The sequence below is a fragment of the Pararhizobium sp. PWRC1-1 genome (assembly GCF_049897905.1).
Taxonomy (GTDB): domain Bacteria; phylum Pseudomonadota; class Alphaproteobacteria; order Rhizobiales; family Rhizobiaceae; genus Pararhizobium.
This window is the reverse complement of sequence record NZ_JAFCXE010000002.1, coordinates 341092-356140: the sequence shown is the minus strand read 5'-3', so window position 1 is coordinate 356140 and position 15049 is coordinate 341092. Positions and strand designations below refer to the sequence as shown.

Sequence of the window (15049 nt, the reverse complement as noted above, 5' to 3'; positions counted from 1 at the left end):
GTTCATTTTCCGGACACAAGTCAGTAAGGTGCGTTCGTCTATTTCTTCTTCATCGGCTGTTCCTCCAGTCAGCCAAATGCAAATGAAGAGAAAAGGCAAACCGGATGTTTCAAACAAACGCACTGCGTCCCTCCCTCAAGACCGTCTTGAAGACAACGACCGTTGCTGGTTTGGCGGCCGTCATGCTGTCGACCGGTATCCCCGCTACCATCACCCAGTCCTTTGCCGCCGCCGTCAAGATCGAGGCGCCGCAGGTTCCAAGTTTTGCTGATGTCGTCGATGCGGTTTCTCCGGCGGTGGTATCCGTGCGCGTTCAGTCGCGCGCCAATCCTGTTTCCGATGATGCCGGTAGCGGCAACGGCTTCAGCTTCGATTTCGGCGGCCGTGGTCTGGATGAACTCCCCGACGATCACCCGTTGAAGCGCTTCTTCAAGGAATTCGGTGGCCCGAACGGCGACAAGCGCGCCGAGCGCGACCATGGACCGCGCGACGGCAAGCCGGGCCGTCTGCGTCCGACCTCGCAAGGGTCAGGCTTCTTCATCTCCGAAGACGGCTACCTCGTCACCAACAATCACGTCGTCTCCGACGGCTCGGCCTTTACCGTCATTCTCAACGACGGCACGGAACTGGACGCCAAGCTGATCGGTAAGGACAGCCGCACCGACCTCGCCGTACTGAAGGTCGATGACAAGCGCAAGTTTGCCTATGTCGGCTTTGCCGACGACAGCAAGGTCCGGGTTGGTGACTGGGTCGTTGCTGTCGGCAACCCGTTCGGGCTCGGCGGTACAGTGACTGCCGGCATCATCTCGGCGCGTGGCCGCGATATCGGCTCCGGCCCCTATGACGACTACCTGCAGGTTGACGCGGCGGTGAACCGTGGCAACTCCGGCGGTCCGACGTTCAACCTCAATGGCGAAGTCGTCGGTATCAACACCGCAATCTTCTCGCCATCGGGCGGCAATGTCGGCATCGCCTTTGCCATTCCGGCATCGGTTGCCAAGGACGTCGTCACCGATCTGATGAAGGACGGCGAAGTGTCCCGTGGCTGGCTCGGTGTGCAGATCCAGCCGGTCGACAAGGATGTCGCTGAATCGCTCGGTCTTGCCGAGGCAAGCGGCGCGCTTGTCGTCGAACCGCAGGCCGGTTCTCCCGGCGAAAAGGCCGGTATCAAGAAGGGTGATGTGATCACCGCCGTCAATGGCGACACGATCAAGGGCCCGCGCGAACTGGCTCGCAAGATCGCCCTGATGCGTCCGGGCACCAGCGTCGATGTCGCCTTGTGGCGTGATGGCAAGGCAGAGAGCGTCAAGCTCGAAGTCGGAACCCTGCCTGCCGATACCAAGGATGCTTCTGCCGGTACCGAGCAGCAGCAGCAGGAAGAACAGCAGCCTGCGAGCGAAAAGGCACTGGCGGATCTCGGTGTTACCGTGACGCCCTCCGAGGACGGCAAGGGCGTGACGATCTCTTCGGTTGATCCGGACTCCGATGCCAGTGACCGCGGCCTGAAGGAAGGCCAGAAGATCGTCTCGGTCAACAACCAGGAGGTCAAGTCGGCTGACGACGTCCTCAAGGTGATCGAAGCTGCCAAAAAGGACGGGCGTACAAAGGCGCTGTTCCAGATTGAAGCGGACAATGCCAGCCGCTTCGTGGCGCTTCCCATCAACCAGGGCTGACGAGGGCTGACGCAGATCCAGCTGCCGGGCGCCGCGGACCTTCACCAGGGTTTCGCGGCGTCTGGCGTTTCAGGGGACGGCCTATCTGTGCAACCGGGCAGGCGGGTGTGGGTTCCTCATGGCAAACCGGTTGTGGAAGAGACGGGTCAGGGACTATGGTCACGCGTATGAAGATTCTGATTATCGAAGATGACCTCGAAGCGGCCGCTTATCTGGCCAAGGCCTTTCGCGAGGCTGGCATCGTCTCCGACCATGCCAGCGACGGCGAGAGCGGCTTGTTCATGGCGAGCGAGAACAGCTATGACGTGCTGGTCATCGACCGCATGCTGCCGCGCCGCGATGGGCTATCGGTGATCTCGGAACTGCGCCGCAAGGGCGTTCACACTCCGGTGCTCATTCTTTCCGCACTCGGCCAGGTCGACGACCGGGTCACGGGATTGCGCGCCGGTGGCGACGATTATCTGCCCAAACCCTATGCCTTCAACGAGCTTTTGGCGCGTGTCGAAGTGCTCGGCCGCCGCAAAGGGGCTCCCGAACAGGACATGGTCTACCGTGTCGGCGATCTCGAGCTGGACCGGCTGTCGCATACGGTGCGCCGGCAAGGCCGCGAGCTCTTGCTGCAGCCACGCGAATTCCGATTGCTTGAATATCTGATGAAGAATGCGGGGCAGGTGGTGACGCGCACCATGCTTCTGGAAAATGTCTGGGATTATCATTTCGATCCGCAGACCAATGTCATCGATGTGCACGTGTCGCGGCTGCGCGCCAAGATCGAAAAGGATTTCGATCAGCCGTTGCTGCGCACCGTGCGCGGCGCCGGCTACATGATCAAGGAAGACGGACGCACGGACGCATGAACAGGTTGAGTGTCCTCTTCCGCACCACGGCCGTTCGCCTGTCAGCGCTTTATCTCCTGCTCTTCTCCTTGTGTGCGGCCTTTCTGGTGTTCTACGTTACCGCCATGTCGCAGCGGCTGCTGGAGCAGCAGACGAGGGACGCGGTGACGGCGGAAGTATCGCAGATCGAGCAGATTTACAGCCGCGGCGGCGTCAACGGATTGCTGCGAACGCTGGAGCGGCGCGCGCGGCAACCTGGTGCCAATCTCTACGTCATCGCAGGGCCGACCGGCGAGATCCTGGCAGGCAATGTCGCTTCGTTGCAGCCCGGGCTTCTGGATAAGGAAGGCTGGACGGGCGAGTCTTTCCGCTATCAGCGCTATACCGACGAAAGCCGCAAGGAAGAGCATGTGGCACTGGCGCATGTGCTGGTGCTCGACAACGGCCTGCGCATTCTGGTTGGCCGCGACTTGCAGGAGCCCGAGAAGTTTCGTGTGCTGGTGCGGCAGGCCCTAATGGTGGCGCTTGGCATCATGGGCATTGGCGCGCTGATCATTTGGTTCGCGATCGGCCGCAACGCGTTGAAGCGGATCGACCGGATGTCGGACGCCAGCACGCGGATCATGGCCGGTGACCTCTCGCAGCGATTGCCGATGAGCGGATCCGGCGACGAATTCGACCGGTTGTCGGAATCGCTCAATGCCATGCTTGGAAGGATCGAGAAGCTGAACGAGGGCCTGCGGCAGGTCTCCGACAACATCGCCCACGACTTGAAAACGCCGCTGACCCGTCTGCGCAACAAGGCCGAGGCTGCATTGGCGCACAAGGCGACCAATTCCGGCTATCGCGCCTCGCTGGAAGAGATCATCGGCGAATCCGACCAGTTGATCCGCACGTTCAATGCGCTGCTGATGATCTCCCGTGTCGAGGCCGGTGCTGCAGCGGCAGAGATGAGCGATGTCAACCTTTCGCAAAGTGTGGCCGACTGCGTTGAACTTTATGAGCCGGTGGCTGACGAGCAGGCGTTGAAGCTTGAGGCCGATGTGCCGGCCGATATTCATGTCTCCGGCAATCGGGAACTGATCGGGCAGGCACTTGGCAACCTGATCGACAATGCCATCAAATATTCCGACGGCGGCGCAAATCCGTTTATCAAGGTCAGTCTCGCCAGGCGGGATGGGGCGATCGTGCTGTCCGTGGCGGATCACGGCCCGGGTGTACCCGCCGATAAACGGGAGGACGTGGTGGAGCGTTTCGTGCGGCTGGACGAAAGCCGCAGCAAGCCGGGAACAGGGCTGGGCCTATCGCTGGTCGAGGCGGTGATGGAGATGCATCAGGGTTCTCTCGAACTGAGCGATACGGTTCCCGACGTTGAAAACAATCGTGGTTTGACCGCCAGCATGGTTTTCCCATTGCGCTCCGGCTGATAGGCATAGGGCAGCCGAAATCGGGAGCGGCTGGGAGAGATCAATATGCAAGTGGATACGCGGCGGTTATCGGATATCGGCACATGTGCGCTGCGGCCGATGAGCCAGACGGACGCCAAGTCCGTGCTCTCCAGCCTCAAGGATATGGCAAAGAGCCAGCCGGACATTGCCGATCTGCTGGCTTCCGAAACGCCACTCAAGGAATTTGTCGTTGCAGCGTTGTCGCTCTCGCCTTATCTGCGGGATACGGCTGTTTCCCATCCACCGGTGCTTGTACAGGCTCTTGGCCAACCTCTGATCCCCTATCTGCAAGCCTGCATCGAGAGAGCCCGGGACGCGTGGAAAAGCGCTGACGCCGGCAAGCCGCTAACCGATGCCGAGATCATGACGCGCCTGCGGCAGGCCAAGCGCGATATCGCCTTTGCAATCGCGCTTGCAGACCTTTCGCGTCTTTTCGATGCGCATGAGACAACGCGGTGGCTGAGCGATTTCGCAGGTGCCGCGGTGTCTGCTGCCATCGACCATCTGCTTTTGAGCGCACATGACGCAGGCAAGCTGAATGTCGTCGATCTCGCGCATCCGAGCGAAAAGTCGGGCGTCGTTGTTCTCGGCATGGGCAAGCTGGGCGCCTTCGAGCTGAATTACTCCTCGGATATCGATCTGGTGGTGTTTTATGAGCCGCACGCTCCGCTGATCACTGTTCCGGACGACGCGCCGGAGACGTTTGCGCGTCTGCTGCGCCGGCTGATCCGCATCCTGCAGGAGCGCAGCGGTGATGGCTATGTCTTCCGCACCGACCTGCGCCTGCGCCCGGATCCCGGCGCGACGCCGCTTGCCATCCCGGTCGAGGCGGCGATGCTCTATTACGAAAGCCGGGGTCAGAACTGGGAGAGGGCGGCGTTTATCAAGGCGCGTCCGGTAGCGGGGGATATCAAGGCAGGCGAGGCTTTCCTGCGGGAACTCACCCCGTTCATGTTCCGCAAATATCTCGACTATGCGGCAATTGCCGATATCCACTCGATCAAGCGGCAGATCCATGCCCACAAGGGACATGGCGAGATCGCTGTCAAAGGCCACAATATCAAGCTTGGCCGTGGCGGCATCCGCGAAATCGAATTCTTCGTCCAGACGCAGCAGCTGATCGCCGGCGGACGGATGCAGGAACTGCGATTGCGCGCCACCGAGCCCATGCTCCACGGCCTGGCACGGGCAAACTGGATCGATGTGGAAACCGCCGAAGAACTGATTTCCGCCTACTGGTTCCTGCGCAATGTCGAACACCGGGTGCAGATGGTGCGCGATGAGCAGACACATATTTTGCCCACTACCGACGCTGAATTGAAACGCATCGCCTACATGATGGGCTTTGCCGATGTGCCTGCGTTTTCGTTGGAATTGTCGCGCGTGCTGAAGACCGTGGAACGGCGGTATGCCCAGCTGTTCGAGCAGGAAGCAAAACTCTCGAGCGAGACCGGAAATCTGGTCTTTACCGGGCAGGGAGATGACCCGGATACGCTGGAGACACTAAGGAAGCTCGGGTTCGAGCGTCCGCAGGACATTTCCCGAACCATCCGCACCTGGCACTATGGCCGATACCGGGCGACGCAATCGGTGGAGGCGCGGGAGCGGTTGACGGAGCTGACGCCAGAACTTTTGCGCGTGTTTGGCCAGAACAAGCGCGCCGATGACGCCCTGTTGCGCTTCGACCAGTTTATCGCGGGTCTACCATCCGGCATCCAGCTGTTCTCTTTGCTTGGCAACAATCCCGGCCTGCTGTCGCTGATCGTCAACATCATGTCATCCGCGCCCCGGCTGGCGGATATCATCGCCAGCAAGCCGCATGTCTTCGATGGCATGCTCGATCCCCGGCTTCTCGCCGAACTGCCAACCCGGGACTATCTTGCCGAGCGGATCAAAGGCTTTCTGGCCACGGCACGGCACTATGAGGACATTCTCGACCGGCTGCGGATCACCGCCTCCGAGCAGCGGTTCCTGATCGGGATCAGGCTGTTGACCGGCGTCATCACCGGTGTACAGGCGGGACACGCGTTTACCGATCTGGCCGACCTGATCCTAACTGCCGCTTTGGATGCGGTGCTACACGAGGTCGAGACGGCGCATGGCAAATTTCCGGGCGGCCGCGTCGCGGTTATCGGCATGGGCAAGCTGGGCAGCCATGAACTGACTGCCGGGTCCGATGTCGATATCATCCTGCTCTACGACTATGATGACGAGGGGAGTGAATCCGACGGCGCCAAGCCGCTCGATTCCATCCGCTATTTCACCCGTGTCACGCAAAGGTTGATCTCTGCCCTCTCGGCGCCGACTGCCGAAGGTGTCCTCTACGAGGTTGACATGCGCCTTCGTCCCTCCGGCAACAAAGGGCCTGTCGCCACCCGGATCAACGCCTTTGCAAAGTACCAGCGCGAGGAAGCCTGGACCTGGGAGCATATGGCGCTGACGCGTGCCCGCGCTCTCTGCGGCGAGGAAAGCCTGATCGCGGAGGTTGACATGATTTTCCGCGAAGTGCTTGGCCAGAGCCGCGATGTTGCAAAGGTCACCGCGGATGTCGCCGAGATGCGCGGGTTGATCGACAAGGAAAAGCCACCGAGCGATGTCTGGGATTTCAAGCTCATCCCAGGTGGGCTGGTCGATATCGAATTCATTGCACAATATCTTGCCCTGATCGCGCCGGCGCGGGGTGTCGCCGCTCCACCGAGCGGCACTTCGACAGCCGATGTCTTGCGGCTGCTTGGACCGGCTCTGATTGCGCCGGCCGACCTCGATACCGTGCAGGAGGCGCTGACACTGTTCACCGACCTCTCGCAGATCGTGCGATTGTGCATCGAGGGGGATCTGGAGCTGAAGGATGCGCCGGCCGGACTGGTCGAGCTTCTGTGCCGGGCTGGCGATGCGCCGGATATCAAGGTATTGGAGTCTGATATCCGGCGGCTGTCGAAGGCCGTGCGCCGGATATTTCAAGCGACGGTCAAGCCTTGAGATGGGCGATGGCTCAGGCCAGATTGGCCTTGGCCTTCTATATCATGCGAGGCGACGTATCGGGTATGCGCAGCGAAATGATCGTGCCGACATTTTCCTGAGAATGGATCTTCATCGCGCCACCATGCAGGTTGGTCAGCGACCGGGATATGGCAAGACCCAAACCGGATCCGCCCTTGCTCTTGGCATATTGGCTTTGGACCTGTTCGAAAGGCTGGCCGATCTTGTCCAGTGCAAGGCGCGGGATGCCGATGCCGGTATCGGCAATGGTCAACGTCACCGCACCGGCGACCTTGCGGGCACGCAGCGAAATCTTGCCGCCTTCATTGGTGAATTTGACCGCGTTCGACAACAGGTTGAGCAGCACCTGTTTCATGGCGCGGCGATCGGCAGTGATCGTCAAGCCGGACGAGATCTGCTGATCGACGCAGATGTTCTTCTGCTGCGCCGGGATCGTGGTGAAGCGCAGTGTTTCCATGATCAGCGGCGCGAGATCGATGGTTTCCCGGTTGAGCTTCATCTGGCCGGCCTCGATCTTCGACATGTCGAGGATGTCGTTGATGACGTTGAGCAGATGTTTGCCGCTGTCATGGATATCGTGCGAATACTCGTCGTATTTTTCCGAGCCGAGCGGGCCGAACATCTGGTTCTGTAGGATTTCCGAGAAGCCAAGAATGGCATTCAGCGGGGTCCGCAATTCATGTGACATGTTGGCAAGGAATTCCGACTTGGCCCGGTTGGCCGCTTCCGCACGCTCTTTTTCGGCCTGGTAATTGGCATTGGCCACCGAGAGTTCGGCCTTCTGGCGTTCCAGTGTGATGCGCGAGGTCGACAGGTCGCCGATGGTTGCCATCAGGCGGCGCTCGGATTCGCGCAGTCGCACCTGGTGCCGCTTCAAAAGTGTGATGTCGGTACCGACGGACACCAGGCCGCCGTCGCGGGTGCGCCTGTCGTTGATCTGCAGCCAGCGCTGATCCGACAGCTGTACCTCTGAGGTCTGTGACTGATTGGACCGGTCCGGATCGGCAATGCGCCGTTCGATGATAGGGCGGGCGGCGGCAGAGTTGACCACTGAGCGTTCCGTGCCGGCAACCAGCACCCGGTCGGGCAGCTTGTAGGCCTGCTGATAGTGCGTGTTGCACATCACCAGCCGGTCGTTCTTGTCCCAGAGCACGAAGGCCTCGGACGTACATTCGATTGCGTCTGCCAACCGCTGGTCGGCTTCGGCATAACGCTGTGCCAGGCGGTGCTGCTCGGTGACATCCATGGCGATGCCGATCAGGTGCACCCGACCTGAAGCAGTGCGGATGACCTGCGCACGCGCCCTCATCCAGACATAGTGGCCATCGGCATGGCGCATCCGGAAGATCTGATCGATCTGGCGGGCATCGCCTTTGGCGATGGTGCGGGCGACCTTGTAGATGCTTCCGTCATCCGGGTGCATCAGCCGTGCGGCGTCGCCGAAGGACAGCACATTGCTCTGCGGCGGCATGCCAAGCATCTCGTACATCGAGCGCGACCAGAAAAGCCGGCGGTTCGGCATATCGAAATCCCAAAGGCCGCAGCGTCCGCGTGACAAGGCGGTTTCGACGCGCAGGTTGGATTCGGCAAAGATCTGGTCGGCGTCACGGGCACGCTTGGCCTGGATGTAATAGGCATAAAGTACGATCAGCAGGATCGCCGAAATGCCGGCGAAGAGGGTGACGTTCAGCGAAACCTCGTCGCGCCACAGTTTTTGGATGCCGGCCAGAGGAGTGGCCACAAGCAACGTTCCCGCGCCGCCCGGAACTTGCATCAACGCGACGATGTGTTCCGTGCCGCCGATGAAAGTCTTCATCACAGTCGAACGTTCGCCGAAATACTGGAAGGCTGCAACTTCCGGTGCCACGGCGTTGAGGGTGCGGCCCGTATAGACGGCACCGTCTGGAGAGCTTGCGAAAATCCGGCCGTCATTGCGCACCGTGAGCACGAAGGCGCCCGGTTCAAGCATGTCAGGGGAGAGGACGGCGTTCAGCCGCTGCTCGACATCCCATTTTTGCGCTTTGTCGAACAGGGCCACGCCGTTTTCCTGAAGAGCGGCACTGGCGGTCGCTGCAGCAAGGATGGTGACTTGGCGCGCACTTGCCTCCATGCGCGCATATTCGACCATGATGCCGCTGATGCGCGAAATGGCAACGACGAGAAGAAACGCGGTGATCAGGATCGGGATGGAGCGCTTGAGCAACGGCTCAGCACCCGCAAGACGGCGCACCGCCGGCTCGGTAAAAATCCGTGCGTGCTGGATAACGTCCCGTTCCAGCCTCGAAAAGCCTGGAAATCTGGGACGCAACCGCTCACCGGCTGCGCGTCCCCGCTGCGCTTCCGCCATCTTCGTCAAATCTGTAAACCCTCATGTGATTCGAAGCGCCGCTCGCTCGAACCTGACCCAATGAATCAATTGTGATTCGCCTTGTCCAGAGGGAAAAGTAAAACTTCGTTAACCATTTATCGTCATGGGAAAATTGCACTATTGTCGCTGCTGCGGCTGCAGAAACGAAAAACCCCGCAGCCGCGGGGTTTTCATCAGGTCCGGTGAATGTCTCTATCCTTTAAGCATGCGCTCGACGATGTCGCTGACATCGGCGGATAGCTTGGGTGCTGCGGCGATTTCGCGCAAGGCATTGCGGGCGTGTGAGGCACGGCCGGTTTCCAGCGAGCGCCAGGATCGCATCGAGGTGAGAATACGCGCAGCCAGCTGCGGATTGCGCGGATCGATGTCGAGAATCTGGCGTGCCAGGAACCGGTAACCTTCGCCGTCGGCGCGGTTGAATCCCGTCGGGTTCGAAAAGGCGAATGTGCCGACGAGCGCGCGTACCCGGTTCGGGTTGGAGCCGTTGAACAGCGGATCTGCCATCAAGGCTGTGACGCGGGCAAGCGCTTCAGAACCTGGAATGGTGGCCTGGATGGTAAACCACTTGTCGATCACCAGAGCATTGTCGGCAAAACGAGTCTTGAAGGTTGCAAGGGCATCCGTCGTTTCGGCTGCATCCGGAAACCGGTGTGCAAGGATCGTCAGGGCCAGGCTGAGATCGGTCATGTTGTTGGAGGATTTGAACGCAGCCACGGCCCGGGCCGGCTCGTTTTCCGCATAGACGAGATAGGAGAGGGCGGTGTTGCGAAGTGCCCGGCGTCCGGCACTTGCAGCGTCGGGGCTGAACGGACCCGGGACGACCATCTCGTCGGCCAGTTTCTCGAAAATGGCTTGGCCGGCTCTGGCAATCGCCGCCATGATCTGCTTTCGCCCCGCATGGATCGCGTCCGGGTCGTTGTTGCCACCGATTTCGCGGGCGATATCGGCTTCGCTGGGCAGTGCCAGGGCCTGGGCTCTGAACGCAGGCTCAAGATCGCCGTCAGCGGCTGCCGCGAGCAAGGCGTCGATCAGGGACGTGTCGCACTGCACGGGCTCGCCGGCCTTCGCGCTGGCAGCGGCGGCGACGAGGTTGGGCAAGGCGAGATCGTTCAAGGCCTGCCAGCGGGCAAACAGGTCGCTCTCATGCTTGGCAATGTGCGCACGATCGGCGGCCGTCTGCTCGAAATGCAGGTTGATCGGCGTCGAGAAGCCGCGGTTCAAGGACAGGACCGGGCGCGAGGTGATGCCGTTAAAGACGACGGTCTGCGTGCGCTCGACGAGGTGCAGCACGTCGCCGGTCATTTCCGCACCGGTCACGGAGCTAATCGTAGCTTCCGAACCATCCTCCAGCAGAAGGCCGATACGCAGCGGAATATACATCGGCTCCCTGGCGCTCTGGCCGGGCGTTGGCGGCACCATCTGCTCGAGCGACAGCGTCAATGTCTGCTTTCCGGAGTCATAGGCCGTCGAGGCACTGACCAGCGGCGTACCCGCCTGGTGATACCAGAGCGAAAACTGGGTGAAGTCCCGCTTGCTCACCTCAGCGAAGCAGTCGACGAAATCCTCGATCGTCACGGCCTGTCCGTCATGGCGGTCGAAATAGAGATCCATACCCTGCTTGAAGAGATCGGCGCCGAGCAGGGTGGCGATCATCCGGGTAACTTCGGAGCCCTTTTCATAGACGGTCGTCGTGTAGAAGTTATTGATCTCGCGGAATTTTGTCGGACGGACCGGATGCGCAAGCGGACCGGCATCCTCCGGAAACTGCTCAGCTTTCAGATGCCTGACTTCGGCGATGCGCTTGACGGTGCGCGAGCGCTGGTCGGCCGAGAATTCGTGATCGCGGTAGACCGTCAGGCCTTCCTTCAGGCAGAGCTGGAACCAGTCGCGGCAGGTGATGCGGTTTCCGGTCCAGTTGTGGAAATATTCATGCGCGATGATCGCCTCGATATTGGCGTAGTCAGCATCGGTCGCGGTTTCCGGGTCGGCCAGAACATACTTGTCATTGAAGACGTTCAGCCCCTTGTTCTCCATGGCGCCCATGTTGAAGTCGGATACCGCCACGATCATGAAGATGTCGAGATCGTATTCGCGGCCAAACCGCTCCTCGTCCCACTGCATCGAGCGCTTCAGCGCGTCCATGGCGTAGGCGGCGCGGGGCTCCTTGCCGTGCTCGACATAGATTTTCAGCACGACCTCGCGGCCGGACATGGTGGTGAACGTGTCTTCGACAACGCCAAGATCACCAGCGACCAACGCGAAGAGATAGCTCGGTTTCGGATGCGGATCGTACCAGGCAGCAAAGTGCCGGCCGTCGCCCATGCCGGCGCCGCCAAGGTAGTTGCCATTGGAGAGCAGCAGCGGTGCGGTCGCCTTGTCGGCGATGATGTTGACCGTGTACACGGCGAGCACATCCGGACGATCCGGGAAATAGGTGATGCGGCGGAAGCCCTCGGCCTCGCACTGCGTGCAATAGACATTGCTGGTGCGATAGAGGCCCATCAGCGTGGTGTTGGCCTCGGGATTGATCTCGGTCGTGATCGTCACTTCGAAGGGTGCTGTTGCCGGCAGGTTGCGGATCGTCAGCGTGTGTTCCGCCGCATCGTAGTGCGCAGTCGCGATCTCTTCCTGGTCGAGCAGCAGGCCCGTCATCTTCAGTTCGTCACCGTCAAGCACCAGCGGCGCATCCGCGCTCACTCCTTCACGGCGATGGAATATCAGCCGGGCTTCGACCTTGGTTTCAGTCGGATCGAGTTCGAAGGTGAGGTCCACCCTCTCAAGAACGAAATCCGTCGGCCGGTAGTCTTCCAGATGAATGATCTCGCCCGTATCTGTCCGCATTGTTTGTCCCGCTTGCATCATCCGCTGCGTCACGACGCCGGTGGTGAGGCTTGGTCTCTGTGAAGAGGCTGCGCTGAAGATGCGAAGCTTCCGGTGTGATCGCAAGGCGGTCTTTTCGCGGACATGTGCCATTTTTCCGGCATGCCCGACCTGTCCCGTTCTTTGCTTGTTCAGAGACTTACGAAATTCGCCCTAACAATATTTAAATCAGTCGTGTATTTTTGGCACAGGTTACGTAATTTTACAGCCAATTGTCAGCGTTTATCTCAAGGCCGCAGTTTTCGCCCGCCAGATTGCTTGGTGGATGGCCAATTGGCTGTTTCGTCCGAGTGTAAGCGCGAGGGGCAGGTGCATCAAATATTTCCGCCACTCATCACGAAAATTGATCCCTCCTTCAAATATCGCGCATTAAGGTGAAAGGATCCCGGCGACGGATTCTCCGATCGCCTACTTCCCCCGCAGCCTGTCGTTTCCGATGATTTCCGGCCCGCTGCCCTCGTCCGATGAGTGCGACCCGCAATGGATTCCGAATTCCCCCACCCGATGAAGGGCATTACCCTCAAGGTCATGTCCGTACTGGTTTTCGTTTGCATGGCAACTCTGATCAAGGCGGCAGGCACTGAGATTGCCACCGGCCAGATCACCTTCTACCGCTCGGCCTTCGCCATGGTGCCGATCCTCGGCTATCTCGCCTTCAAGGGCCATTTGCGCACCGCCTTCCACACCAAGGATATTTTCGGCCATCTGGCACGCGGGTTCATCGGCATCCTGGCCATGAGTTTCGGATTCTACGGTCTGGTGCACCTGCCGCTGCCGGAAGCGATCGCGATCGGTTATGCCATGCCGCTGCTCGCTGTCGTCTTTGCTGCGGTGTTTCTCAAGGAAACGGTTCGGATCTATCGCTGGTCGGCAGTGCTGATCGGGCTGGTCGGGGTGATGATCATCACCTGGCCGCGTGTGACATTGCTGAGAGACGGCGGGTTTGGCTCGCAGGAAGCACTTGGCGCACTGGCCGTGCTCTTGTCGGCGGCACTCGGCGCCGTCGCCATGGTGCTGGTCCGCAAGCTGATCGCCAAGGAAAAGACGCATACGATCGTGCTCTATTTCTCGCTTTCGGCGGCGTGCTTCTCGCTGTTGTCACTACCGTTCGGCTGGGAACCGCTGCCGATGACTTCCTTTCTGCTGTTGATGGGGGCAGGATTTTGCGGCGGCGTCGCCCAGATCCTTCTGACGCAGAGCTACCGCTATGCCGACATGTCGACGATTGCGCCGTTCGAATATACCTCGATCCTGCTCGGGCTGCTGATCGGCTATTTCCTGTTCGACGAGGTGCCGACGGGCGTCATGCTGATCGGCACGGCGATCGTCGTCGGCGCCGGCATCTTCATCATCTTTCGCGAACATCAGCTTGGTCTTGAGCGCCGAGGTGCGCGCAAGCACATCACGCCGCAGGGATGATCAAAGTCTGATTGGTCAGGGGGCCGGATTGGTTAGGGGGATTGTGTCGGAGCCGTGTCGTCTTCGATCAGATCGGAAGGCCGTACTGCCTGGTTCATGGCGTTGACGGCCTCCGTCCCCGGTGTTGGCACGGTATTGGCCTGGAAATCGGTCTTGGAAACAAGCCCATCGGTGTGGCCGCGCTGGGCGATGCGCCAGGCAGCGTAGGCGGCGTAGAGCGCAAAATAGACGGCCAGAAGTACAAACAGCGACGGCGGACCGAAACGGTCCATTACCGGACCAACCATCAGCGGGCCGGAAATCGTGCCGATGCCATAGGTGATCATCATGCCGGAGGAGACCTCGACATATTCGTTCGGTTCGGCAAGGTCGTTGGCGTGGGCGACGTTCAGCGCATAGATCGGAAACAGCACGGAGCCGACGAAGGCGGCTATGACATAGAGCACTAGCGGGCTGGAACCGACGAAAGCGACCATGGCCAGGCAGGAGACAACGCCAACGATGCCGCAGCCGACCATGACGATGCGCCGGTCGATCCGGTCGGATGTCCGCCCAATCGGGATTTGCGAAATGGCGCTGCCCGTCAGAAGGGCCGCCAGCAGCGTTGCCCCTTCCGCCGTGGAAAGGCCGATCTTCTGGGTGAAGACACCGCCAAGATTGAGCCAGGCGCCGGACATGGCACCGGCCAGAAACGCGCCGACGACGGCGACGGGCGAGCGGCGGAACAGTCCCGGCACGTCGAAATTGGCCTGGGCCGGCGGGGCGGGCATTGCCGACGAAGACAGCGCCGTTGGCAAAAGCGCCAGTGAAAACAGCACACCGCACAGGATGAACAGCGACGAATTGGTCGGATCGCCCAAGGGCACCAAATACTGGCCGCCGATCGTACCGACCATGGTGGTGATCAGATAGAGCGAAAACAGCATGCCGCGGTTTTCGTTGGTGACCCGCTCGTTCAGCCAGCTCTCGATGACCAGGTAGCTGCCGGAAATCGCAAAGCCGGAAATGGCGCGAAAGAAGATCCACGCCCGCCAATCGACCACCAGCCCGCACATTAGGATGGCGATGCTGAGCAGGGTGATCAAGGCGGAAAATACCCGCACATGGCCGACGCGCAGCACGAATTTCGGGGTGATGATGCAGGAGATCGTAAAACCCAACGTATAGCCGGTGGCTATTAGCGAGATAGTCAGTGTCGACCATCCCTCGGCAACGGAACGCACCGGCATAACATAGCTCGCCAGCCCGAAGCCAACCATCATCAGAAGGGTCGAAAGCATCAGGCTGAATACGGATCTGAGGCTGGCCAGCATGAAGGCTCCGGATGCGGATTTATCCATTGCCTGTGACGCACACGGCTCAGGAAAAGCGCTCAAAAATGTTGAAGCGGATTGCGTGCTTGAAAACCGGTGCCCGACACGCCGC

8 protein-coding genes are annotated in these 15049 nt (G+C 60.3%); 5 read left to right on the top strand and 3 right to left on the bottom strand.

What is annotated here, in order from left to right; genetic code table 11:
* Positions 1 to 104: 104 nt before the first annotated feature.
* The 4 genes from ACP7E0_RS05340 to ACP7E0_RS05325 all read left to right on the top strand — a co-directional run bounded on the left by ACP7E0_RS05340 (position 105) and on the right by ACP7E0_RS05325 (position 6936).
* Positions 105 to 1673 carry a Do family serine endopeptidase gene (locus ACP7E0_RS05340; RefSeq protein WP_426123427.1) on the top strand — a complete coding sequence of 523 codons (1569 nt, stop codon included), beginning with the start codon at positions 105 to 107 and terminating at the stop codon, positions 1671 to 1673.
* Between the two features lie 155 nt (positions 1674 to 1828).
* Complete coding sequence (locus ACP7E0_RS05335) at positions 1829 to 2530, top strand: response regulator transcription factor (protein ID WP_060503644.1); 702 nt, start codon at positions 1829 to 1831, stop codon at positions 2528 to 2530.
* Positions 2527 to 3936: a sensor histidine kinase gene (locus tag ACP7E0_RS05330; RefSeq protein WP_426123425.1), complete on the top strand. Its 1410-nt coding sequence runs from the start codon at positions 2527 to 2529 to the stop codon at positions 3934 to 3936. The genes ACP7E0_RS05335 and ACP7E0_RS05330 overlap by 4 nt, the downstream gene beginning before the upstream one ends.
* Before the next feature lie 45 nt (positions 3937 to 3981).
* On the top strand, positions 3982 to 6936 hold the full coding sequence (locus tag ACP7E0_RS05325) for a bifunctional [glutamine synthetase] adenylyltransferase/[glutamine synthetase]-adenylyl-L-tyrosine phosphorylase (RefSeq protein WP_426123424.1): 2955 nt from the start codon (positions 3982 to 3984) through the stop codon (positions 6934 to 6936).
* A gap of 37 nt (positions 6937 to 6973) precedes the next feature.
* On the opposite strand, the gene ACP7E0_RS05320 is transcribed toward ACP7E0_RS05325, so the two are convergent.
* The gene (locus ACP7E0_RS05320) at positions 6974 to 9313 is read right to left on the bottom strand and encodes a PAS domain-containing sensor histidine kinase (RefSeq protein ID WP_426123422.1); all 2340 of its coding nucleotides are present in this window, start codon (positions 9311 to 9313) and stop codon (positions 6974 to 6976) included.
* A gap of 204 nt (positions 9314 to 9517) precedes the next feature.
* A complete protein-coding gene (gene pepN, locus ACP7E0_RS05315) occupies positions 9518 to 12166 on the bottom strand; it encodes an aminopeptidase N (protein ID WP_426123421.1) in 2649 nt (882 codons plus the stop codon).
* Positions 12167 to 12685: 519 nt separating this feature from the next.
* On the opposite strand from pepN, the gene ACP7E0_RS05310 reads away from it, so the two are divergent.
* Positions 12686 to 13624, top strand: coding sequence for a DMT family transporter (locus tag ACP7E0_RS05310; protein ID WP_426123419.1), 939 nt, complete (start codon positions 12686 to 12688; stop codon positions 13622 to 13624).
* Positions 13625 to 13656: 32 nt separating this feature from the next.
* On the opposite strand, the gene ACP7E0_RS05305 is transcribed toward ACP7E0_RS05310, so the two are convergent.
* A complete protein-coding gene (locus tag ACP7E0_RS05305; RefSeq protein ID WP_426123417.1) occupies positions 13657 to 14937 on the bottom strand; it encodes an MFS transporter in 1281 nt (426 codons plus the stop codon).
* Between the last annotated feature and the right edge of the window lie 112 nt (positions 14938 to 15049).

Bases quoted from the DNA above. Each gene is read 5' to 3' on its own strand.
- ACP7E0_RS05340 (WP_426123427.1), top strand. From the start codon at position 105: ATGTTTCAAACAAACGCACTGCGTCCCTCCCTCAAGACCGTCTTGAAG.
- ACP7E0_RS05335 (WP_060503644.1), top strand. From the start codon at position 1,829: ATGGTCACGCGTATGAAGATTCTGATTATCGAAGATGACCTCGAAGCG.
- ACP7E0_RS05330 (WP_426123425.1), top strand. From the start codon at position 2,527: ATGAACAGGTTGAGTGTCCTCTTCCGCACCACGGCCGTTCGCCTGTCA.
- ACP7E0_RS05325 (WP_426123424.1), top strand. From the start codon at position 3,982: ATGCAAGTGGATACGCGGCGGTTATCGGATATCGGCACATGTGCGCTG.
- pepN (WP_426123421.1), bottom strand. From the start codon at position 12,166: ATGCGGACAGATACGGGCGAGATCATTCATCTGGAAGACTACCGGCCG.
- ACP7E0_RS05310 (WP_426123419.1), top strand. From the start codon at position 12,686: ATGGATTCCGAATTCCCCCACCCGATGAAGGGCATTACCCTCAAGGTC.
- ACP7E0_RS05305 (WP_426123417.1), bottom strand. From the start codon at position 14,937: ATGCTGGCCAGCCTCAGATCCGTATTCAGCCTGATGCTTTCGACCCTT.